The sequence below is a fragment of the Chitinophaga ginsengisegetis genome, from assembly GCF_900168065.1.
Classification (GTDB): domain Bacteria; phylum Bacteroidota; class Bacteroidia; order Chitinophagales; family Chitinophagaceae; genus Chitinophaga; species Chitinophaga ginsengisegetis.
On record NZ_FUZZ01000003.1, the window covers coordinates 542620 to 564934 of the forward strand.

25 protein-coding genes are annotated in these 22315 nt (G+C 45.9%); 8 read left to right on the forward strand and 17 right to left on the reverse strand.

The genetic code is table 11. The features are described 5' to 3' along the window. Nucleotides 1-20: 20 nt before the first annotated feature. The 3 genes from B5Z18_RS20870 to B5Z18_RS20880 all read right to left on the reverse strand — a co-directional run bounded on the left by B5Z18_RS20870 (nt 21) and on the right by B5Z18_RS20880 (nt 3105). Nucleotides 21-1097, reverse strand: a complete 1077-nt coding sequence (locus tag B5Z18_RS20870) for an iron-containing alcohol dehydrogenase family protein (RefSeq protein WP_079471439.1) — start codon at nt 1095-1097, stop codon at nt 21-23. 20 nt (nt 1098-1117) lie between these two features. Next, nucleotides 1118-1843, reverse strand: a complete 726-nt coding sequence (kdsB, locus tag B5Z18_RS20875) for a 3-deoxy-manno-octulosonate cytidylyltransferase (protein ID WP_079471440.1) — start codon at nt 1841-1843, stop codon at nt 1118-1120. 71 nt (nt 1844-1914) lie between these two features. Then, nucleotides 1915-3105: a DegT/DnrJ/EryC1/StrS family aminotransferase gene (locus tag B5Z18_RS20880; RefSeq protein WP_079471441.1), complete on the reverse strand. Its 1191-nt coding sequence runs from the start codon at nt 3103-3105 to the stop codon at nt 1915-1917. 118 nt (nt 3106-3223) lie between these two features. On the opposite strand from B5Z18_RS20880, the gene B5Z18_RS20885 reads away from it, so the two are divergent. Beyond that, on the forward strand, nt 3224-3661 hold the full coding sequence (locus B5Z18_RS20885) for a YybH family protein (RefSeq protein WP_079471442.1): 438 nt from the start codon (nt 3224-3226) through the stop codon (nt 3659-3661). A 115-nt stretch (nt 3662-3776) separates the two neighbouring features. Here the strand turns inward: B5Z18_RS20885 and B5Z18_RS20890 are convergent, their stop codons facing one another. Next, nucleotides 3777-3962, reverse strand: coding sequence for a hypothetical protein (locus tag B5Z18_RS20890; protein WP_079471443.1), 186 nt, complete (start codon nt 3960-3962; stop codon nt 3777-3779). A 368-nt stretch (nt 3963-4330) separates the two neighbouring features. Between B5Z18_RS20890 and B5Z18_RS20895 the strand changes: the two genes are divergently transcribed. Then, a complete protein-coding gene (locus B5Z18_RS20895) occupies nt 4331-4876 on the forward strand; it encodes a CAP domain-containing protein (RefSeq protein WP_079471444.1) in 546 nt (181 codons plus the stop codon). Here B5Z18_RS20895 and B5Z18_RS20900 read toward each other — a convergent pair whose 3' ends face one another. Together B5Z18_RS20900 and B5Z18_RS20905 are read right to left on the reverse strand one after the other, a co-directional pair. Next, a complete protein-coding gene (locus tag B5Z18_RS20900; protein WP_079471445.1) occupies nt 4877-5146 on the reverse strand; it encodes a hypothetical protein in 270 nt (89 codons plus the stop codon). A gap of 20 nt (nt 5147-5166) precedes the next feature. Further along, on the reverse strand, nt 5167-5916 hold the full coding sequence (locus tag B5Z18_RS20905; RefSeq protein ID WP_235015973.1) for a glycoside hydrolase family 25 protein: 750 nt from the start codon (nt 5914-5916) through the stop codon (nt 5167-5169). A gap of 131 nt (nt 5917-6047) precedes the next feature. On the opposite strand from B5Z18_RS20905, the gene B5Z18_RS20910 reads away from it, so the two are divergent. The 3 genes from B5Z18_RS20910 to B5Z18_RS20920 all read left to right on the forward strand — a co-directional run bounded on the left by B5Z18_RS20910 (nt 6048) and on the right by B5Z18_RS20920 (nt 9250). Beyond that, nucleotides 6048-7073, forward strand: coding sequence for an SPASM domain-containing protein (locus B5Z18_RS20910; protein WP_079471447.1), 1026 nt, complete (start codon nt 6048-6050; stop codon nt 7071-7073). 110 nt (nt 7074-7183) lie between these two features. Beyond that, nucleotides 7184-7546 carry a BlaI/MecI/CopY family transcriptional regulator gene (locus B5Z18_RS20915; protein ID WP_079471448.1) on the forward strand — a complete coding sequence of 121 codons (363 nt, stop codon included), beginning with the start codon at nt 7184-7186 and terminating at the stop codon, nt 7544-7546. 3 nt (nt 7547-7549) lie between these two features. Continuing rightward, a complete protein-coding gene (locus tag B5Z18_RS20920) occupies nt 7550-9250 on the forward strand; it encodes a M56 family metallopeptidase (RefSeq protein WP_079471449.1) in 1701 nt (566 codons plus the stop codon). Here the strand turns inward: B5Z18_RS20920 and B5Z18_RS20925 are convergent. The 3 genes from B5Z18_RS20925 to B5Z18_RS20935 are packed head-to-tail and all read right to left on the reverse strand — an operon-like array spanning nt 9198 to nt 10255. Beyond that, complete coding sequence (locus tag B5Z18_RS20925; RefSeq protein WP_079471450.1) at nt 9198-9545, reverse strand: hypothetical protein; 348 nt, start codon at nt 9543-9545, stop codon at nt 9198-9200. The genes B5Z18_RS20920 and B5Z18_RS20925 overlap by 53 nt on opposite strands. Nucleotides 9546-9565: 20 nt before the next feature. Then, nucleotides 9566-10036, reverse strand: a complete 471-nt coding sequence (locus B5Z18_RS20930) for a hypothetical protein (RefSeq protein WP_079471451.1) — start codon at nt 10034-10036, stop codon at nt 9566-9568. A 24-nt stretch (nt 10037-10060) separates the two neighbouring features. Further along, nucleotides 10061-10255, reverse strand: a complete 195-nt coding sequence (locus tag B5Z18_RS20935; RefSeq protein ID WP_079471452.1) for a YtxH domain-containing protein — start codon at nt 10253-10255, stop codon at nt 10061-10063. A 217-nt stretch (nt 10256-10472) separates the two neighbouring features. Here B5Z18_RS20935 and B5Z18_RS20940 point away from each other — a divergent pair, with 217 nt between their 5' ends. Further along, nucleotides 10473-11549, forward strand: a complete 1077-nt coding sequence (locus B5Z18_RS20940; protein ID WP_079471453.1) for an AI-2E family transporter — start codon at nt 10473-10475, stop codon at nt 11547-11549. Here the strand turns inward: B5Z18_RS20940 and nadD are convergent, their stop codons facing one another. The 5 genes from nadD to paaA all read right to left on the reverse strand — a co-directional run bounded on the left by nadD (nt 11550) and on the right by paaA (nt 14894). After that, complete coding sequence (nadD, locus tag B5Z18_RS20945; protein WP_227024452.1) at nt 11550-12227, reverse strand: nicotinate (nicotinamide) nucleotide adenylyltransferase; 678 nt, start codon at nt 12225-12227, stop codon at nt 11550-11552. It abuts the gene before it with no gap. Continuing rightward, nucleotides 12202-12696: a 1,2-phenylacetyl-CoA epoxidase subunit PaaD gene (gene paaD, locus B5Z18_RS20950; RefSeq protein WP_159454377.1), complete on the reverse strand. Its 495-nt coding sequence runs from the start codon at nt 12694-12696 to the stop codon at nt 12202-12204. Before paaD ends, nadD begins: the two co-directional genes overlap by 26 nt. Before the next feature lie 3 nt (nt 12697-12699). Further along, entirely contained in the window at nt 12700-13464 is a 765-nt protein-coding gene (gene paaC, locus B5Z18_RS20955) for a 1,2-phenylacetyl-CoA epoxidase subunit PaaC (RefSeq protein ID WP_200817309.1), read from the reverse strand. Continuing rightward, nucleotides 13461-13829: a 1,2-phenylacetyl-CoA epoxidase subunit B gene (locus B5Z18_RS20960; RefSeq protein ID WP_079471456.1), complete on the reverse strand. Its 369-nt coding sequence runs from the start codon at nt 13827-13829 to the stop codon at nt 13461-13463. Before B5Z18_RS20960 ends, paaC begins: the two co-directional genes overlap by 4 nt. A 66-nt stretch (nt 13830-13895) precedes the next feature. Further along, nucleotides 13896-14894 (reverse strand): 1,2-phenylacetyl-CoA epoxidase subunit PaaA, encoded by a 999-nt coding sequence (gene paaA / locus B5Z18_RS20965; protein WP_079471457.1) that lies wholly within the window; start codon nt 14892-14894, stop codon nt 13896-13898. Between the two features lie 162 nt (nt 14895-15056). Here paaA and B5Z18_RS20970 point away from each other — a divergent pair, with 162 nt between their 5' ends. Next, nucleotides 15057-15710: a hypothetical protein gene (locus tag B5Z18_RS20970; RefSeq protein ID WP_079471458.1), complete on the forward strand. Its 654-nt coding sequence runs from the start codon at nt 15057-15059 to the stop codon at nt 15708-15710. Between the two features lie 52 nt (nt 15711-15762). Beyond that, entirely contained in the window at nt 15763-17205 is a 1443-nt protein-coding gene (locus B5Z18_RS20975; protein WP_159454378.1) for a S41 family peptidase, read from the forward strand. Nucleotides 17206-17248: 43 nt separating this feature from the next. Here B5Z18_RS20975 and B5Z18_RS20980 read toward each other — a convergent pair whose 3' ends face one another. The 3 genes from B5Z18_RS20980 to B5Z18_RS20990 form a co-directional block, all read right to left on the reverse strand. After that, the gene (locus B5Z18_RS20980; protein WP_079471779.1) at nt 17249-18181 is read right to left on the reverse strand and encodes a M28 family peptidase; all 933 of its coding nucleotides are present in this window, start codon (nt 18179-18181) and stop codon (nt 17249-17251) included. Between the two features lie 44 nt (nt 18182-18225). Continuing rightward, nucleotides 18226-20358 carry a ferrous iron transport protein B gene (gene feoB, locus B5Z18_RS20985; RefSeq protein WP_079471460.1) on the reverse strand — a complete coding sequence of 711 codons (2133 nt, stop codon included), beginning with the start codon at nt 20356-20358 and terminating at the stop codon, nt 18226-18228. Between the two features lie 177 nt (nt 20359-20535). Then, nucleotides 20536-22293, reverse strand: a complete 1758-nt coding sequence (locus B5Z18_RS20990; protein ID WP_079471461.1) for a PspC domain-containing protein — start codon at nt 22291-22293, stop codon at nt 20536-20538. Nucleotides 22294-22315 lie beyond the last annotated feature (22 nt).

Sequence of the window (22315 nt, forward strand, 5' to 3'; positions counted from 1 at the left end):
TTTCAATATAGTTAACCCAGTTATAAACGCTCGTATAGCTTACGCAGTCTTTCGCGGGTCATAATCTGCTGCCAGTCCTTGCCCAACGCATTTTCCCACAACGGCGCCATACCCAGCGACACATTGATCATCGTTTCAAACTGCTCATCTGTTAAGCCTTTGGTAATACCCTGCGGAATATCAATCTTGTGCTTTTTCACCATCTGCTTGAATTTGATCACTCCTTCCGGATAAAATTCTTCCAGCTTATCAAACACTATACAGTTACCAATACCATGCTTGGTACCGAGCAGGTACGCCAGGCCATAACTCACGGCATGCGCCACTCCCACCTGGGAATACGCAATGCTCATCCCGCCTGCATAAGAAGCCATCATCAGCTTTTCGTCGGCATCATCATCCCACTGATCCTTTTGCAGGAAAATTTCTTCACACAGCTCCTGCGCCTTTTCACCATATGATTTACTGAATGCGTTCAGGTAAGTCCCTTCCAGCGATTCCACACAGTGAATAAAGCAGTCCATCGCTGTATAAAAGCGCTGGTTTGCTTCCACGGTCCTGGTCAGCGAGGGGTCCAGCACGATCTGATCAAACGGCGTAAAGTCTGAGTTCATACCCAGCTTACGGGTAGGCCCTGTTAACACACAGGTACGGCTTACTTCCGCTCCTGTACCGGAAATAGTAGGAATACCCACTTTATATACACCGGCTACTTTCACAAGATCCCATCCCTGGTAATCAGCAGAAGAACCCGGATTGGTCATCATCAGGGATACCGCTTTAGCCATGTCCATCACAGAACCGCCGCCAATACCAATGATACCGGATACTGTGCCGAATTCCGCTTTTAGCTCATCACGGATCTTATCTACTGTTTTGGTTTTAGGCTCATCGGTCACATCAATCACCACAATTTTGTCCTTCCCTTCCAACGGAAGACGGGCCAAAAATTCATTCTTATCCTGGAAGTACTCATCCACGAAGAATATCATGGGAGCATCACCTATGCGCCTGGGGGCCAGTATTTCACCCAGCTGATCAAAACATCCGCTGCCGTAAACTACGTAGTCCACCATTTTAAAATTCCTGAATTTCATATATCCGTGTTAGTTAGGTATTATAAAAGTTTTGCTGCCTTCTCCAGGTCTTCCGGAGTATCTATTTCCACACCCATATAAGAAGTCACCACCATTTTCATGGGAATGCCATTCTCCAGGTAACGCAAACATTCAATCTTTTCGGCGGCCTCCAGCGGAGTCACCGCCAGCTGTGTGAAATCCAGCAGGGTTTGTTTGCGGAAAGCGTAAATACCGATATGTTCGTAGTAGATGCTTTTGATATCTTTATTCCGTGGATAGGGAATAACGGAACGGGAGAAGAATAATGCGTTGAAGTTCTTATCTACCGCCACTTTCACGTAATTAGGATCTTCAATGGATGCCGGGTCTTTCAGTTCCTGCATCAGCGAAGCCACCTGTACTTTCTTTCCTTCTTCTCCTTCAAATACTTTCAACAGCTTTTCCAGCGGCGCTTTCTGTGTAAAAGGCTCATCTCCCTGCACATTCACCACAATATCCACATCCATATCTACAACGGCTTCGGCTATACGATCGGTACCGCACTCATGTTCCTTTTTGCTCATAACGGCCTTGCCTCCGTTATTTACAATTTCATTATAGATAAGATCACTGTCTGTCACTACCATTACATCGTCAAAAACCCCGGTGTTTACAGCAGATTCATAGGTTCTGAGTATCACCGTTTTATCACCCAGCTTAGCCATCATCTTACCTGGAAAGCGGGATGCTCCATAACGGGCAGGTATCAACGCTATTTTTCTCATGTAGTATTGGTTTAACTGCAAAGGCGCAGACAACAAATATACATTGCTGCCGCACGCCTTTACCAGATCAATTATAATGCGCTTTTAACCGCCTTCACGAGTTTATCTGCTCTTTCGCGGATTTCCTCATCGCTCCAGCCCAGGTTGATCGGGGTGGAAATGTTTCTGCCGATAATAGCATCTGAAGCAGGGAATTCTTTGGTTTTGTAAACTTCCATGGCCTGTTTCAGTTCTTTTGCAAAAGGAGTTAATACACTTCCTTCTTTAAAATGCTGCCACTGGCGGATGTAGTGCCAGTTGTTATCATAGTAATGGAAGGCGGCCAGTCCTGCAGCTTTCATCGCAGCAGCCGCTTTGGCTGCCTGGGCTGTTTCCGGCAGGAAAAACGACAGGAAGGTAGCGCTGTCGCCGGCTTCATCAGGCAAACGGCGGAAGGTTACACCCGGCACAGCAGCCAGTGCGTCTTTGAATATTTTCTTGGTTTTACGCTGTATTTCCAGGAAGGTATCCAGTTTGCGGATCTGCGCCAGTCCTACTGCAGCATGCAGTTCAGAAATACGGTAATTGTAACCGATAAACGGATGAAGATCAGCACCGCGGTCTACCCCGAGATGGTCATGACCATGATCCGTATAGCCGTCACATTTAGTATAAATGTCTTTATTATTGGTAATGATGGCGCCGCCTTCTGCGCAGGTGATTGTTTTTACGAAATCAAAAGAAAACGTACCGGCATCACCGATAGAACCCAGCGCTTTCCCTTTATAGGAAGCACCGAAGCTCTGGCAGGCATCTTCCAGCAGGAACAGGTTATGCTTTTTGCAAATGGCCTGTAACGCATCCAGATCCGCCATTGCGCCACACATATGCACCGGCATTACTGCCTTTGTACGGGGAGTGATGGCAGCTTCCACTGCTTTGGGGTCCAGGGTAAGGGTATCATCCACATCTACCAGTACCGGTGTAGCGCCTACGGAAAATACCGATTCAAAGCTGGCCACAAAAGTAAAGGTGGGCATAATGATTTCATCGCCGGCGCCCAATCCCAGGGCTGCCATAGCGGTGGTTAACGCGGCTGTACCACTGGAGGCCAGCTGGGTGTACTGTACATTCAGTTTATCGCAAATAGCCTGTTCCAGCTCCTTTGCTTTCCAGATGCCTTTACGCGGACCGTCGAATCCGTAACGCATCATTATTCCTGTTTCCAGTACGTCGTTTACTTCTTTCCTTTCCTCGGCTCCAAATAGTTCATATCCGGGCATAAACTGTTGATTTTAAAATATAATTTGAATGAGTGCTTTTTAAATAGTGCTGCAAAGTTACTATAATAGGCATTGCGTTACATCGGAAAAACTGTTTATCTTTTGCTAAAAATTCACCATGCGTTTTATACTGTTCCTTACCCTGTTGGGTGTTTTAGCCGGAATGCCCACCCACGCACAGAAAGCCCGGCCCGCCGATCAGCAGCAGATTGCTGCACTCATGGCCACACAAACATCTGCCTGGAATAAGGGGGATATCGAGGGCTTCATGACTACCTACTGGCATTCCGATTCCCTGCTGTTTATTGGCAAAAACGGGGTAACCTATGGCTGGCAGGCCACGCTGGACCGCTATAAGAAAACATATCCGGATGCCGCCGCAATGGGTAAACTGGATTTTAAACTGCTGGAATTCAAACCCCTGGCTTCAGATACCTACCTCTTAATCGGGAAATGGCACCTGGAAAGGACTATAGGAGACCTACAGGGCCACTTCAGCCTCATCTTACAAAAAATAAAAGGACAATGGAAAATTATTGCTGACCATAGCAGCTAAAAAAAACCATCCCAGGAATAGGATGGCCGCTATACACCACAACATTAAAGAAGTTCTGGACTTCTTTATCTTTAGAAATAAAGTTTGAAAGTTTTCATATGATATGGTAAAAAGCTCAATGCTTTGATTTTTTACCGGCTTCACTATCCCTTACGGCTTTGTTCTCCTTCTCAGGTTTATCAGACAAATCGCCATGTAAGGGATTACGGGTAGTAGTGCCTTTATCCTGATCCAGTATATCTACCGGTTTTTTCTTCCTGTCATGATATTCACCGGTATGATCTGTTTCCTTCTTTTTCATACGTTCTTTTTTGAAGATGAAAATATGGAGATACACAGAAGGATCACAAACACTATTCCACCTGCAAAACAGGCCGTTTTGGGCACTTAGCGAACTGTGTCCGGGGCATCAGTTCCACAAAACCCTGATGCACAGTGAGAAAGAATAACAACATAACGGGTGCGGAAATATTGCAGTTATGATTAACATTAGATTTACAAAAACTATGATCATTATCTCATATCTTCGATGCCTCAAACGAGTTTTAACCCGTAACCTCTGATCAACCACGAGTAGTTTTAATCAAGTTCCTCCTAAAGCCGATTTTTAGTTTTAATCCAAGTCCTGTTTAGAACCCGGTATCTATTTACTATAACTTATTACTGGTTATGCCCGGGAAAATTATGCGTATTGCCACCGCACTGATGGCTGTTATTATTTATTGCAGTTGTACTAAAAAGACAGATCTGGCCCTGGATGAGCCGGGAAAAACACCTCCTGCAGATACGTCGGTGGTGCCCGAAAATAAAGTGGACCGCAACGCCTTATTACTGCTGGTAAACGGATTACGCAGCCGCGGCTGTAACTGCGGTACAGAACAGATGCCCGCCGTGAGCCCTGTTACCTGGAACGGCCTGCTGGAAAGAGCAGCCTATGATCACAGCAAAGACATGGTACTGAATAAATATTTCGATCATACCGGGCTCAATGGCTCTACGCCTGGCGCCCGTCTGGATGCCGCCGGGTACAAATGGAACTACTACGGGGAAAATATTGCCACCGGCAGCCTCGATGAACAGGCCGTGATACTCGGCTGGCTAAACAGCCCGAAACATTGTCATAATATGATGGATGCTAAATTTACAGAGATTGGCATCGGCCGCTATAACAACGACTGGACAATGGAATTGGGCAGAAGATCCATTGCTAACTAATCAGGGAGCGCTCATCTTTTTGCGCCACATGCGCCATACAAAATAAAGATACGCTGCCATAGAAATCCCAAACCAGCTATAGAAAAAGATCATCCTGCCGGGGGTAGACTCCTCCGGCACGGCAAATCCCAGGTACAACCCCAGGAATACATTGATCATTAACCAGAAAAAGCCAATAAAGATGGTCCGCATAATTTTTATGAGGAAATGAAACAATTCATAATCCATCTTATTGGGATCCGGCGCCGGTTTTTCCTGTTCTTCTTCCATAATCTTTTATATCAGCAATACTAAGGTATGCACAGTTTGGCAAGGTCTGTACTGTCGCCCTTAAATACATTAAAATCCACGGTGGTCCGGATACCATTTACCCGGCCGATATCGCTGTGCTGCCAGAACAACCAGGCCCTGTCGGAACGCGGCCGCTCTTTCTGATAGTAATGTGCAATCCATAAAGGATAACGGTCAAATTCGCTGCCAAGATACGTTTCGTAAAAATGAATATTGGTGTAGATGATGGGTTTTACTTTGTATACTTTCTCCATTTCTTCCAGCCAGATCTTTGCGGTGCTGCGGATTACCGCCGCAGGCTGGTTATTACTGGTTTCTATATCCAGCACCGGCGGAAGGTCGCCGGTTTGCAGGTCGGCCACATTGTGAAAGTTAATGGCCTGTTTCAGCGGATCCCGGGTGGCATAGAAGAAATGGTAAGCGCCCCGGATTAAGCCAGCCTTTCCGGCCCTGTCCCAGTTTTGTTTGAAGGCGGCGTCCTGCCGTGTAATACCCTCTGTTGCTTTTATAAACGCAAAGGATATACGAATTTTATCCACCTGCATTTGCTTTACTGCTGCCCAGTTGATGTCTTTCTGGAATTTAGAAACATCTATACCGTGTATCTTATAATTCACCGGCATGTCAATTCCAAATTCTTCGTACCGCACAAATTTCACTTGCTTTTCCCGCTCGCGCCACCATAAATAAGCCACTGCGGCTAATACTACCAGTAATATTAATAATAATCGGATCCGGATGCTTTTCACTTTTGCTTCTGTTAGTTGCAGGGTAATTGGGTAAGGATGCTGTAAAATTGCCGGCAGTCCTATTTTTTACAGCAAGTATAGGTTATAATTTGTTTAAAGGAGCTACTTTTACAATGGTCAAGTGATTTTTTATGCCCGATTTTAACCTGAAGGATACCCTTAATTTGTTTTCCAAGTTCACGTTGCGCCGCGGTTTGAATGCCGGCAAAGTACTTGGAAGCTATTTTATGAGCAAGTGGACCGGTAAGCCGGTTCAGTGGGGTTATCCTATTTCTATATCTTTTGAACCCACCACCTCCTGCAATCTCCGTTGCCCCGAATGTCCCAGTGGACTCCGGGCGTTTACCCGCCCTACCGGCATGCTGGAACAGGATTTTTTCAGGAAAACGATCGATGAAATTTCCAAAGAACTGCTATACCTGATCTTTTACTTCCAGGGAGAACCTTATCTCAATACCGGTTTCCTGGACATGGTGAAATACGCAGCAGACAAAGGAATATATACCGCTACCTCTACCAACGCTCACTACCTTACAGACGCCAATGCAAAGAAAACGGTGGAAAGTGGGTTGGACAGGCTCATTATCTCTATCGACGGTACTACCCAGGACGTATATACGCAGTATCGTGTAGGTGGTCATCTTGATAAAGTGATACAAGGTGCAAAAAACATCGTAAAATGGAAAAAAGAGCTGAATTCATCTAAACCCTTTGTTTTCTTTCAGTTCCTCGTAGTAAAACCCAATGAACACCAGATAGAAGATATTAAACGGCTGGCTAAGGAAATAGGCGTAGACCAGGTGCGGTTTAAAACAGCCCAGGTATATGATTATGAAGAAGGCAACCGCTTAATCCCTACCATTGATAAATACTCGCGCTACCACCGCAATGAAGACGGTACCTACGCCATAAAAAACAAGCTGAGCAACCATTGCTGGCGCCTGTGGCACTCCCCGGTGGTTACCTGGGATGGCCTTGTGGTGCCCTGCTGCTTCGACAAAGACGCACAGCACCGGCTGGGCGATCTGAAGAAAGAATCCTTTAAGGCACTATGGCATAATAAAGAGTATATCCGTTTCCGTAGTGAAATCCTCGAAACCCGCAAAAACATAGATATCTGCGCCAATTGCAGCGAAGGCACTAAAGTCTGGGGATAATTCCCTCCCGCTGATTTTTTTCTTATTGACATTCAATCTATTAACTACATTTATAGTTTAATACTACAAAAATAGTTTTTAAACTACTAAAATAGTTATAGATTCGTGTTATGAAAAAGCTATCCCGTAAAGAAGAAGAGTTAATGCAGGTAATGTGGGATCTCGAAAAAGCATTCGTAAAGGATGCTATCGAGCAACTCCCCGACCCGAAACCTCATTACAACACCATCGCCACGCTCATGAAGCGACTAGAAGAAAAAGGATATCTCGCCCATCATGAATATGGTGGCTCCTTCGAGTATTATCCCACCATTGCAAAGGAAAGTTATAAAGATACTTTTATGAAAAAAGTACTCAATACTTTCTTTGATAACTCCTATCTCAACATGCTGGCCTATTTCGCCAAGGAAGAAAAAATAAGTGCGGAAGAAATGAAGACACTGGTGAAGATGATTGAAAAAGATAAAAAATAACGTATGCCTACCCTGTTTATATACATTCTGCAAGCATCCTGCGCGATGACGCTTTTTTATCTCCTGTATATCAGCTGTTTTAAAAAAGAAACATTTTACAGGTATAACAGGATAGTTCTGCTGAGTGCTTTCATCTTCTCTGCAGCATTACCACTGCTTCCGCTTCCGGCACTACGCTGGACGCAAAAGCCAACAGAAAGCGCCTCCCCGGTAAACGTTTACTTCAGCGATAACGCGCACGCATCTACGCAAACAACCACCACGGCAATAGTAAGCCACTGGTGGGATCCATTGACACAACATGCCGCCACCATACTGGTTACCGTATACACAGCGGTAGTCGTCCTGCTACTGTTGCTGCATATGCTGCAGCTCTTAAAAATCAGGCAACTGGTGCGGGCAGGCAATGTGTATACTCGCAACAACATACGCTATGTGCAACTCCCCGGAATAACGGCGCCCTTCTCTTTCCTGAGAACCATCTTCTTCGATCCTAACGCCCACGCACACACGGAACTGCAACATGTTCTCAAACATGAAGAAGCGCATGTACAGCAATACCACTCTGCCGATATGCTGCTGTCTGCCTTTTACTGCTGCATTTGCTGGATCAATCCCTTTGCATGGCGTTGCAAAAGGGCCCTGCAGCTGAACCTGGAATTCCTGGCAGATGAAGCCGTTATCCAAACTACAGATGCGCCGGATGCCTACCAGTACAGTTTACTGAAGATTGGCCTGGCCGGAAGCCGGGTAACAATCGTGAATCATTTTAGTAAGTCATTCATTAAAAACAGAATACTCATGATGAACAAAACACAATCACCCCGGTTACGCACCTGGCGGTACCTGCTGTTGCTGCCGGTATTGGCGCTGGCAGCCGGCCTTCTGGCGGCTACCGCCCCTTCGTCCGCGAAAAATGATGCAGGTAGTAAATACCTGGCCACAGAAAAAGATCAACTTTATGGAGTTGTTACGCGCCTAACTACCGATGAAGATTTTGCAGTGATGAAGAAAGTGCTGCTGAAAAAAGGAATAACGCTGCACATCCCAACCCTCAAACGTAATGAGAACGGGGAAATCACAGATATTGAGTTCAAACTGACAGCTGAAAGGTGGTCAATGAAGGAAACATCGGGAAATCCGTTTGATACTTATTTCTTCTATTGTTTTCCAAAGGAAGGCGGTATAGGAGCTTTTCCTGTGAAAAGCTGCCCGCAACAGCTGCTGGACCTGGCATTGGCTGAAAGCAATGGTGCAGTTAAGGGGATTACTACCGACTCTACCTTTTTGAATCGTTTTCCCGGCGGGGAAAGTGCATACCGCAAAACGTTTGCAAAAAACGTCCGCTATCCAAGGGCAAGCCAGCAAAACAAAGCGGCTGGTGTAGTTATGCTACAATATAAAATTCAACCCAACGGAACTATCAATGATATAGAGGTGCTGCAAACACCGGATAAAGCATTGGGTGATGAGGTAAAACGCGTTACAGGATTGCTTCCCACTTTTGCCGCGGATCCTTCCGGTAAAACTGTTACCGTTTCCCTGCGCATATCATTTATGCTGGATAACGGCGCAGGAGGATATATCAAAGGACCCGATGCAGACAATGCAGATGTAATAGTGATGGGATTTTTACCAAAATCTATTTCCTTTATTCAGCCACTGGCTCTTTCTTTTTTCGACGACCCTTCGTCACCTTGTTAAACAGGTTGATGCCTAACTGAACTCCTATAAACTCAAGTGCTGTCATTAATGCCCCGGTAGCAAAATTCTTAAATTTACCACTTCCCCAGGCAATCTTAGCCACGTTCATGGCTACGTTCAGGGCACCGCTATGTTTTGCGCTACCGGGGATAACAGCATTCAGGGCCATCTTTTTATAGTTGTCCCTGAAATAATCTACCCTGTTACCCATCTCATTTTCCAGCCGCCTGGACTTCATTTTTAACCGTTCAATTTCCAGCTCCAGTGATTCGAAGCTGTTTATTTTCTTACTCATGTGTAAACATTTATCATTGTTTATCCTTTCATGGTGTTTTCAGTGGCTTCTTCATCCGGAACATACCCGGGATCCACAGGTTGCTCAGGATATTCCTTCGCCCGCTGATTATGAATATGATTGGAATGCTCATCCTGCTCAGTGATTTCATCTACCAGCTCAGTAATCAGCAATTTAGCCAGCGGCCGCTGTATCAGCTGTTTACGGAACAACAAAATAACAAGAAATAACAAAATAAATAATCCCGCGGCACAGCTGAAACCAATTGTAAAACTATTGGTCATTTCACCGATCCAGAAGCCTACTACCATGCCCAGGAACACAATCACAAAAAAGAACAGCAGGAAAGCCATCAAAAGCGAGAAAAACAATCCCAACGCTTTTGACAGCTTTCCTGCTGCCTGGAGCTTAATCAGGTCCAGTCTGGTTTCCAGGTATTCCCTGGCTACTTTACCCGTTTGGGTAAAATAGTTGCTGAAATTATCTTCCATGCAAATCAATTTATTCAAATGGGGTTATGCCAACTCATTTTCTAACTCATCCTGGAATTGATCTTTTTTCTTTCTCCATTTTTCTTTCAGCTTTTCAGACTGATCTCTTAATTTTTCTACCAGTTCATCTTTTTTATCTGAATTGAGGAAATACCCTACTGCAACGCCCACGGCTGCACCTACAATAAATGAAACCACGGCTTTGGAACTTGTACTCATAACTAAAGGTTTTTAAGATGTTATAAATTAGGTTTTCTTTTTTGGTAACAGAGGTGCAACAAACATTATTCCATAAATAACAATTGAATAAAAAGCTGTGTTAAACCTCCGCCAAATAAGAACAAGCTCTCGGCAATTTTGTTTAGGCTTTATAAAAGTATCACAGGCTGTCGGTCTGCTTTTTGACATTCCAGATAATTACACGATATTATGTACTATGAGCTATCTTGACAACGACCGCCTTAAACAAATTGGCTTTTTACTCCTGATCCTTTTTCTTGCTGTGCTCCTGTTTATGGAGATGTTTACCTTTTTTCCCGGCTTTCTCGGGGCCGTTACCCTGTATGTGATCTGCCGGAAATGGATGTTCAAACTTGTAGAACAACGCAAGTGGAGGAAGAGCCTCGCTGCTGCCTTGCTGATGGTGCTGTCCTTTCTCGTAATCCTGCTGCCAATAGGCATGCTGATAAACATGCTAGGGGCTAAAGCTGCATATGCCGCAAACCACTCTACAGAGCTCATCAACAGCCTGAAACAAACCAATGCCCGGCTGGAAAACAGCCTGGGATTTGGCCTGCTCACTGCAGAAAGGCTGCAAAAAATACAGGAAGGTATCACTGGTTTTCTGCCTGGATTCCTGGGCGCCACCTTTAATACGCTTACCACTATTGCCCTCATGTACTTTATGCTGTATTTTATGCTGGTAAGCGGCCGGAAAATGGAAGAAACCCTGTATGAATATATTCCCCTGAAAGATAAAAATGTGGAAAGACTGGGTAAAGAGTTCAACACTTTGGTAATTGCCAACGCCGTAGGTATCCCCCTCATTGCGGTGGTACAGGGTATTATTTCTTTGATCGGCTATTTAATTTTTGGAATCCCCCAGCCATTCTTCTGGTTTGTAATTACCTGTTTCACAGCAATGCTGCCGGTAATAGGCGCCGCCGCGGTATATGTGCCCCTGGGTGTTTATTTACTGGCTTCCGGCAGTACCTGGCAGGGCATTGCTGTACTGGCGTATGGATTCGGTGTTGTAGGCACCTCCGATAACATCGCGCGGATGCTGCTGGCTAAACGAATTGCAGACGTACATCCTCTCATCACTATATTCGGTGTAATCATTGGCGTTAGTCTCTTTGGCTTCATCGGTCTTATTTTCGGCCCGTTACTCATCTCCATGTTTATCCTTTTGCTGGATATCTATGGGAATGAATTTGTGATAAAAAGAAGGGATATCGCCCAGAAAAAATCCTCCCCTGATACAGATATCCGTGACACGCCCGGAACAAGGTGATCAGCGGTAATAATTATTTTCAGAGATATAATTAATCACATTATCAGGTACCATAAAACGTACAGATTTGCCTTCTTTCAGCCATTTGCGGATATCAGTAGCAGAGATGTCCAGCATAGGCGCATCCAGTATTTCAATCTGGGCGCCAAAGGTGTCTGTTATTTCGTGTCCCGGCCGGCGGTAAACATAGATCGGATAGTTTTTCACAATCTGCTCATAGTTTTTCCAGCGCGGTAAATTCTGAAAGCTGTCGCTTCCCATAATAATGGCAAATTCCTGCGTAGGAAATTTCTCCTGTAAATAAGTGAGCGTGTCCACTGTATAGGAAGGCCGGGGTAACGAAAACTCAATGTTACTGGCGCGCAGCCGCACCTCGTCCTTGATGGCCAGCTCCACCAGGTGAAATCGGTCGTGCTCATTCAGTAAGGCCGACTGTGGTTTCAGCGGGTTATGCGGCGAAACCACCAGCCATACTTTATCAAGATCAGTATTGTACGCTACGTAATTGGCAATGATCAAATGCCCCGTGTGTATAGGATTAAAAGACCCAAAATACAAGCCTATTCTCATGTTTTCATCGTATAAATTGCCAATGGCTACTTCATAATGCGTGTAAAAATAGGTATTTATAGCGGGAACATGGAAATAAGGCTTATTCCAGTGGTTTGAATTGCTCAAACACCTGACCGCAGGCCTTGCAAAAATGAATAGCACGGCACAACGTAGAGCCAAAAGGAGAACGTAAATAAGTTTGTTCGCTGCCACAATGCGGGCAGGGAACCTCCATCATAATTTCTGTACTTACCTCGCCGGACAATACCTTAGGAGGGGCTATCCCAAAGGCTTTCAGCTTTTCCTTGGCCGCCGGCGTCATCCGGTTACTATGCCAGTGTTCCTGTTTGTCTACTTCAACGCTAACGGCTATACCAAGTTCACTTTCCAGCACCGTTTTAATATTATGCCGGATATAACTCACTGCCGGGCATGCCGCAAAGGTGGGGATCATTTTAATATGCACCGCCGCTTCACCCAGTTCCACCCCCGTGATCATGCCCAGGTCCACCACGCTCAATACCGGGATTTCCGGGTCCATCACATGTTCCAGTGATGCATATACTGCGGCTATCGTAATTGTTTGGGAAGACATCATTTACCAGCTGGCCTCCGCATCCAGGTTAAACACTTCACTCATTTCTTTCAGCAACGGCTGCAGGTGCGGAGTATGAAGTCCATGACGACCACCATACACCGGCACAATAGCACTCATCTCCGGCAGGTTCAGGGAAGCCTTCACCAACACCGGGTAAATACGATCCAGCCAGCGATGATACAACTCCTTTTCACCAGGATACACTTTATCATCAATCAACGCTTCTTCATAGTGCTGTGATGGTTCAAAAATTCCTGCTGCCAGTGCAATGGTCTGGTTCAGCGCCTGCTGCATCCGGTCGTAGCTCTCTTCTCCGGCCCTGCTCAGTTGCATGATCCAGGCATTCGCATGCAGCGTATGATATTTCAACTCCCCCTTTACTTTTTTACTCAGCAGCCGGAAAGGCTCATAGCTGCTGTCCTGTAAACTTTCATACCTGATGGCCTCCGCCAGATCGAATAAAAAATGCCGCATCAGGCTGAAATCATATTCGCCATTAGGCATTTCTACCAGGTGTGATGATTTGAATTCTTTCTCCGGCCGCAGAAAGGCAAATGTATCCGGATGTTTTCCTCCGAGATCTTCATGAAGGATGCGATACAACGCCCACGCATGGCCTATTTTGTCCTGTGCCATAGAAGAAAAAGCGATGTCTTCTTCCATCACAGGCCCCAACCCGGTCCACTCAGAATTACGATGCCCCTGAATCAGCTCATCGTCTGCCATTTTTATAATCAGATCTGTTAGTGCTGCGTTGTTCATCATTTGGATTGTTTGAATTTATTGATCTTCTCCATCACTTTAAAGCCACTGGCATCCCGGTAAGTTTTCTCCATGTTGTTGGCAAACATATCTTCATCTTCCACATCAAAAGCCAGGATGTCTGCGCTTTTCACTACCCACAGGTTTACGCATTTTTTCCGCCGGGCAAATTGCTCCTTCGCAAATACCAGCGCCAGCTGAGGGTCCGGAGCATGCACGCAACCCACATGCTCATGGTGAGCGCCTCTTTTCTCCTGGTGAAACACCTCATATATATTCCAGTTCTCGCCCTCCTCTACTTTCACTACTTCCCCGGCCGGGCCCAGTTTCAGCCTGTTTACACGGGGATCTAAAGAATCGTTAGACATGAATATTTGAATAGTTTTAATGATAAAGTTTTGACGCACACAATACCGCCGGTAAACCGGCGCATCCTATGCCACGGGCAATACCCGTTTTTCTGTTGGTTTCATGAGCGCTTTACGTACCCAGCGCCCTTTTTCTTCCGCCCACTTGCGCACCTGCAAACGTTCCATATTACAGGGACCACCGCCGTTGATCACCCTGAAAAACTCATCCCAGTCGGGATCTGTATATTCCCAACGGCCGGTTTCCGCATTCTTGCGCAGCGCCGGATCCGGCAGGGTAAGCCCCAGTTCCCAGATCTTGGGCACATAGGATTCCAGGAATTGATTCCGCATATCATCATTACTCGCCATTTTCACTTTCCACTGCATCAGTTTTTCGCTGTGACTGGAACTTTTATCCGGGGGACCAAAGAAATGCATGATCGGCTGCCACCAACGGTTAAGAGCATCCTGTAGCATTTCCTTCTGCGCCGGTGTACCCGTTGCCAGTTCAATAAAAGCATCATGGCCCTGTTTGAGATGGAAACTTTCTTCGTAACAAATACGTTCCAGCGCCCTGCAGTAAGGACCGTAGGATCCTTTGGCATTGGCAACCTGGTTTACAATTGCTGCGGCATCAATCAGGAATCCGATTACAGCCACATCTGCCCAGGTTTCAGCGGGATAATTAAATACGTTGGAGTATTTGGATTTGCCGCTGAGCAGGTCGTTGATCATGGCCTCCCTCGATTTGCCAAGTGTTTCGGCCGCATTGTAGAGTAATTGCCCGTGGCCTATTTCATCCTGTACTTTGGCGATCAGGGCCAGCTTGCGCTTAAAGCCCGGCGCCCTCGTAATCCAGGTGCCTTCCGGTAATGCGCCGATAATTTCTGAGTGAGCATGTTGTTCAATAAGGCGTATTAACTGCCGCCGGTATTCTACCGGCATCCAGTCGCCGGGTTCTATCTTTTCCCCTTTGGCAATACGTTCCTCAAAAGCAGCGAGCTTTTCCGGCTCATCATGCTGTTGTTCTTCCCGCAACTGATTTCTGTTGGGTTCATCGAAAATATATCCACCGCCGTACATAGTGCGATTGTTTTGGTCGGTAGTAAATTACGGAAAAAACACCGTTTCAGCAGGAATAGATTGTTAAAACACCGGTATTCAAATGTTATAGAATCGCCAAATTTTCCCGGCATGAAACAGATAGCCGGGCATTCCCTTAATTTTATTAACTTCTAACCGATAATGCTGTCTGCTGCTACCATACTGAGCTTTCTGTTATTGTCCCACGGGCATAAAAAACCGTGCCCGGAGACCCGGCATTTTACCGTCATTCAGCTGAATTTTGAAGAAAAACAAGCCCCGGCGCCACCCGGATCCGATACTATTTACTATGACTTCGAAAGAAAACTGCAATGGGAGGATTTTCTGGCAAAACCATCGCCCAATGGTCCCAGCGCTGCAGTTTCCTACACCAGCTTCGCCTATGAAGGCAATAGTAACCTGGTAAACGATACCCTCCGGATCACATTACGGCTGCAGGTGTTCTTTATAAAAAGTGCATCCTGGGTAAGACCGGAAGCAAGAAACAGCTATGCCCTGGCACATGAACAGCTTCATTTCGATATTACCCGCCTGGTAGTGGAACGGTTTAAGCAGAAGCTCCGGCAAACCGCGTTAAACCGCGATGACTACGATAGTATCATACAATATCAGTACCTTCAGTCTTTCCGGGAAATGAACCGCCTCCAATACCGTTTCGACCAGGAAACCCACCACGGACTAAACGCCGTGGAACAGATCCGCTGGCGGGATAGAGTAAATGTAGGACTGAAAAATAACGGGGTGCTTCCGGAAGAACTGGGTATTGAAGGCATTAACTTTACCCCCATACAATAACAACCCGTTTTAACGTTTATTCATAGCGGTTATGCAGCATAAAAAAGGATCTATGCAACCAAATAATTTCTACCATTCACTGCTCACTGGCTTAGCGCTCATTTTTTTGATGTCTGCCTGTAATAAAAAAGATAGTAACACTCCACGAAACCGGGGAGATAACGGCGTAACCGGCTCCGTCAACGACAGCGTCTTTTTTATCGCAAAAGATATTTACCTCTGGAACGATGTGCTGCCCGACTCTGCAACGTTCAAGCCCAATCAATATGCAAACCCGATCGTGTTGTTTAATGCACTGAGAACTTATAAAAAAGATGCTTCCGGCAATAACCTCGACAGGTACAGCTTTGTAGATAATGGCGGCACGTCCAGGGCCCTGCAGCAAGGAATTGCGGGCGATATGGGATTTGAAGTCGGTTATCAAACAGATTCAACCTTATTTGTGGTATACGCATATCCCGGCTCTCCGGCCGACAAAGCCGGCATCAAAAGAGGTTGGGAATTAATTGCCGTAAATGAGGTTACCCGCTTCAGAAATGATGATGCAACAAATGATATGCTGAATGCTGCCTTCGGCAGCGCCAGCACCTCCTGGAGTTTCCGCAAACCAGACAACACTACCCAACAGTATAATTTAAGCCGTGTAGATTATAAGTTAAACCCTATTCTTTATTCTCATTTATATGACTTCAACGGCAATAAAATCGGCTACTTTGTCTTTAATAACTTTGTAGCATTATCTGATGTTAAAGCGCAGATCGACTCAACTTTCGATGCTTATACAAAGGCTGGCGTAAAGCAGGTGATCATCGATCTGCGGTATAACGGCGGTGGGCTCATTGAAACGGCAGAATATCTTGCCAACATACTGGTACCTGCGGCCAAAACCAATACCACCATGTATTCCCAGTATTTCAATAATAACGTGAATACCAATAATTACGGCCCCTATTTCAAATACATGAAGGCCGTACCTTATTACCCCAGCGTAAACTGGTCGGATATCTTCTACAGCGAAGCCACCACTTATAAAACAGCGAAGTTCCAGAAAAGCGGCGCCCTTGCTTTAAACAAGGTCACATTCCTCGGAACACGTAACACCGTATCTGCCAGCGAACTGCTGTACAATGTGCTGAAACCGGTGATGACTACCAAGCTGGTAGGAAGTAACACTTATGGCAAACCGGTTGGTTTTATCAACATCTCTTTTGGTAAATACGATATGTATGCGGTAAACTTCCAGACAAAAAATTCGGCTAACGAAGGCGATTATTTCAGCGGCCTTCCGGCGGATATAAAGGTAACTGATAACTTTTCTCTCGACTGGGGCTCCCTTAGTGATCCGTTGTTACGCGCTGCACTTACTGATATGGGTGTTGATGCCGGTTCACTGGGCCGCACTGCAAAATTAAACGGAAACAGGCTGGCTGTAACACCCGCCAACAGGCTGGAATCCACTAAATTCAAAGGGATGATACAAACCATCCGGCAATAATATTTACGGCCGGTAGTTCGGAAAAAGCTACCGGCCTTCTTCTCTACATTGTTTTCGCACCGCTGTATTTGTTCTCCGGCATATCGCTGTCCAGCTTCTTTACTACTTCCAGCACTGCCTGTACCGCCCTGTAATAGAAAGAATGATTAATGCGGGAATATTCATCGGAAAGACGATGGTAATCGGGGTGATCTTCCACGCCAAAGTACAGGAACGGGATCTTCTGTTTAAAAAATTCATACTGATCGCTCTGCTTCGTCCAGTCGTCTGTACCGCTTTCCGGTTTATCATGGCCGGCGATCAGCTTCACGCTGCTGCGGGCAGCCACATCATCTATATACTTCTTCAGATCAGGAAACTGGAATGTGCCACATACATACAGTTCGTTTTTGTTGTTATGGGCAATCATATCCATGTTAATATTCTGCCGGATCTGTGTAAGCGGTACCGGTGGCTGTGCTACAAAGGCTTTAGCACCCTGCAGCCCTTCTTCTTCTCCATCAAAAGCGGCAAAAATGAGGGTATAACGGGGCGGGTGCTGCTTAAAATAAGTGGCCATAGCCAGTAATCCACCGATGCCGGAAGCATTGTCATCTGCACCGTTATATACAGTGTCTGCACCATTGGCTTTAGCGGTAATACCAAGATGATCATAATGGGCAGAAATAACAATCACTGTGCTCAGCTTACCGGGGATATAGCCGTACAGGTTAGTACCCATAATTTTTTTATCTCCTTCCTGGAAATAGAAAGGATATTCGTAGGTATCGTGATAAGCGGATAAACCTATTTTTTTGAAGCGGTCGAGGAGATAGAACTGGGCCATACGGCTGCCGCGGGAGCCGGTTTTCCGGCCTTCCATTTTATCCGCTGATAACGTTTTAACATCCTTCATCAATTGCGTTGAATCAACAGAAGTTTGCGCCATCACAGGCAGCGCAAAAAGCAGGCAAAAGCTGTAACAAAGCCATTTCATAAACATTGCATTTATGGTTAACTATACCTGCAATGTACATGATATTATTTGAAGATATTAAAGATGATCAAACTGCATACATAGGCCAGCGCGGTCATATAAACAAGCTGTATCAGCGGGTATTTCCATGATTTTGTTTCACGTTTTACAATGGCCATCGTACTCATACACTGCATAGCGAATGCATAAAAAATCATTAAGGACAACCCGGAAGCCAGCGTGTATACCGGTGCCCCATCAGGCCAGGTAGCCGACGACAGTTTTTCCCGGAGGGTGGCGTTATTATTATCAGGATCTTCTCCCACACTATAAAGGGTAGCCATAGTACCCACAAATACTTCACGGGCGGCAAAAGAGGTGATCAGTGCAATACCTATTTTCCAGTCAAAGCCCAGCGGACGAATGGCCGGCTCAATTGCGTGACCAAGCACTCCCGCATAGGAGTTGGATAATTTGGCAGATTGAAATTCTTTATTGAGCACTGCAGCTTCGGGCGATTCTGCCGGCACTTTCGCCAGGAGTTGTTCATATTTTGCATGTACCGGCTCCATTCTGCTGGCGGGGCCATAAGAGGCCAGGAACCAAAGGATCACAGATATTACCACAATCACTTTACCTGCATCTTTCACAAATATTTTCGCTTTCTCCACCATCGTAGTTCCCACGTTGGCCCAACGCGGGGAGCGGTAAACCGGCAATTCCATGATGAAGTAGCTCTTTTCCTTAATGCGCACAAACAGTTTCATGATGGCCGCAATAAAGATAGCCATGAAGAAGCCCAACAGGTAAAGCCCCATCATGATCAGTCCCTGCAAACCGAGTATGCCAAAGATCCGTTTGTCGGGGATGATCAGCGCAATCATCATAGTATAAATAGGCAACCTTGCAGAACAACTCATTAAAGGCGTGACCATGATCGTGATAAGCCGTTCTTTTTTATTCTCGATGGTACGGGTAGCCATGATAGCAGGTACGGCGCAGGCTACTCCGCTGATCAAGGGCATCACAGATTTTCCGTTTAATCCAACCTGCCGCATCAGGCGGTCGGTCAGAAAACTGATACGGGCCATATAGCCGGTATCTTCCAGTATCGTGATCAACCCAAACAGGATCATGATCTGGGGGATAAACACGGCAAAGCCGCTGATACCGGCAACGATTCCGTTGATGAAGAAGTCGGTGACTTTATTATCGGGCAGGGTACTGCTCAGCCATCCGCTCAGCGCCCCAAAGCCGCCTTCGATCCAATCCATCGGGTAAGAGGCCAGCCAGAAAATGCTTTGGAACAGGAGGAACATCACCACCAGTAAAATCACGTATCCCCAGAAGCGGTGCAGCAGGAGGTCGTCTATTTTTTCAGACCGCAATTGCTTCTGCAGTGGATCGTTTTCCACTACGGTGGCTTTCATGATATGTTTGATCCGGCTATACCGCTGCATGATCTCCTCGGCCTGAATCTTTGTTTTATTAAACTGGTGTTTTTCCAGCGAGCTGTGGATGACCTTTTTCTGTGCTTTGTCTACAAAAGGAAGGTCGTCTACGTTAACGGCTATATGTAAGGCGCCATAGTCACTTTTCACCGGTACTGTTTTACGTACCTCATCAATCACGTCTTTGGCCAGTGCATTGTTGTTAATAAAATCCCTCGGTGGCGTGCTGTAATGGGAGCGCATCGCCAGATCTATTACTTTCTTGATTTCCGTAACGCCTTTGTTCTTTCTTGGATTGATGGATACTACGGGCACGCCCAGTTCTCTTTCTAATCCATCGAGGTCTATCTCCACTCCTTTCCTGCGGGCAATGTCCATCATGGTGAGGGCAATGATGACCGGGATTTTGAGATCTATGATCTGGGAACAGAATAATAAGTTGCGTTTTAGGTTGGAGGCATCCGCTACAATGATCACGAGACGGGGAGAGTCTTCATTTTGCTGGTTGATCAGCACGTCATAGGTAACATATTCATCGGCGCTTTTCGGGTACAGGCTGTAAGTTCCCGGCAGGTCGATAATATTGGCGGTTACGCCGGATACTATCTGAGCTATCCCGGTTTTTTTATCTACCGTTACACCCGGAAAATTACCCACCTTCTGGTTTAAGCCGGTGAGCGCATTAAAAAGGGAACTTTTACCACTATTCGGATTACCTACCAGCGCGATGTTTATGGGTGCCTGCATTCCTTATCTTATCCTATTTATTAATATTAATTGCTGAAGATGCAAAGTTAAACATTAATCGGTCGGTGGAATGATCCGATCGGGAAAATCTCAGAAAGGTAATCTGCTGGAAAAGATAAAGCGAAAACAAGGGCTTGTTTTCGCTTTATCTTTTTAAAAATTAATTATTTATATAGATTAACTGTGAAACATGTTAATGAGGGAGTAAGCCAGGAAAGATACATCCCCTTCAATGGGCTGGTTCTTTTTTACCGCTTTCACTGCGTTTTCAGCGGCTGGTCCCTTGTAACGGTAGCCTTCATTGGAAGAGTCGGTATTCGCCTTTTCCGGAGCTGGTTTCTTTTCGTTGATGTCGTCGGTACCATCGGGGGTCATTTTCAGGTTCAATGGTCCGGGCTGGTCATTGTCGAAATCGTTATCCCAGTCGCCATCGTCACTCCGGTCGTACCGGCTGAAGTCATAGTTACGGTATACTTCCCTGTCTATTTCAATATTCTTTCCTACCGGTACTTTAATGGTTACAGTAACACGCTGGCCGCGGTATTTGGAGTGCGGCGGCAGGGAAAACCCTTCCGGCAGGTACAGTACAGAGTCCTGTTGGTTCAGGTGGAACGCTATATCATGAGCCAGCATTTTTGCCTGTTGAACAGTACGGCCCCTGGAAAAGCGGGATACATCTACAGAAAAACTGTCGGTCAGGCTTTTTTCAACCCGTATCCGGATGTAGTTAATCAACACGGTATCATCTGCGATCAGTAAGTGATCGTCAAAGAAGCTGATGTCATCGCCATTGATTTCAGACAGGATACCGGGTGTTCTTTTCAGTATCAGCTTACCTTTCGATGGCTGTTGAATAGCTATTGCTTCCGTTTCAGTTGCCGGTCTTCTGAAATCTTTTACAAAAGATATAGCAATGATGGCGGCGAAAGTCAGTCCGAGTAGCCAGAGGAAGGTTAAGGTATAACCTGCATAGCGGTTGCCTTCTTTTACGCCGGTGAGTTTACGGATGATGAATATAACCAGCGCAACAATCGGGATGCCTATGAGCAATCCAACTGCAGGCCACAACAATGCGCTTTGCACCGGGGCGCCGAGTAACAGATCCTTGATGGGAAAAAGGGCCGCGGAAGTGGCTGCAATGGCTATTCCTGCCACTATCAGGCAGATCAGCATCACTACAGCGAAGAAGTAAAAGAACCCTTTGGTAACAGCTACCAACACTTTACCTAATCCACTTGCCAGGCTCACAAAAAAGCGTTCGATATCGCTACCTACCTGCTTGCCGCGGCCCTGAGAAAAATTTCGGATATCATCTCCTACATTTTTCACCTGGCCTTTCATATGATTTAATTCCTCCTGGATGGTAGATTTGATGGTGTTCAGATCCACCTTCTCTCCTCTCATTTCCAGCTTCTCCGCTGCCGTGTCGGCAGACGGAGTAGCTATCCAGAGGATGAAGTATACAAGGATACCGGTACCGAAGCCCCCAATCGCCAACAGGGCGAATATGATACGGAAGATCACCGGATCGATGTTGAAGTAAGCGCCTAAACCGCTACATACGCCACTCAGCACTTTATTTTCCGGATCGCGGTACAGGCGTTTGCGTGGGCGGGGAATATATCCTGCAAAGGGATCGTCTTCTTTTTGCTGTTGGGTGCTTTCACCGGCAGCATCGTCGAACTGCTCAGGCGTACCCATAGAGGCTTTCACCGCAATCACATCTTCATCAGTAATACAATGAGCGCCCTTTTTCAATTTATCCTGGAATATTTCAGCAATGCGGCTTTCAATATCAGACACGATTTCATCCCCGCCTTCCTCTTTCGAGAAATACTTCTTCAGGCTCCCGAGATACTGGTTCAGTATCTCATACGCGCTATCCTCGATGGGGATAAGGCGGCCCGAAAGGTTTATGTTGATTATCTTTTTCATTACCAGTTGATTTTAGGTTTTA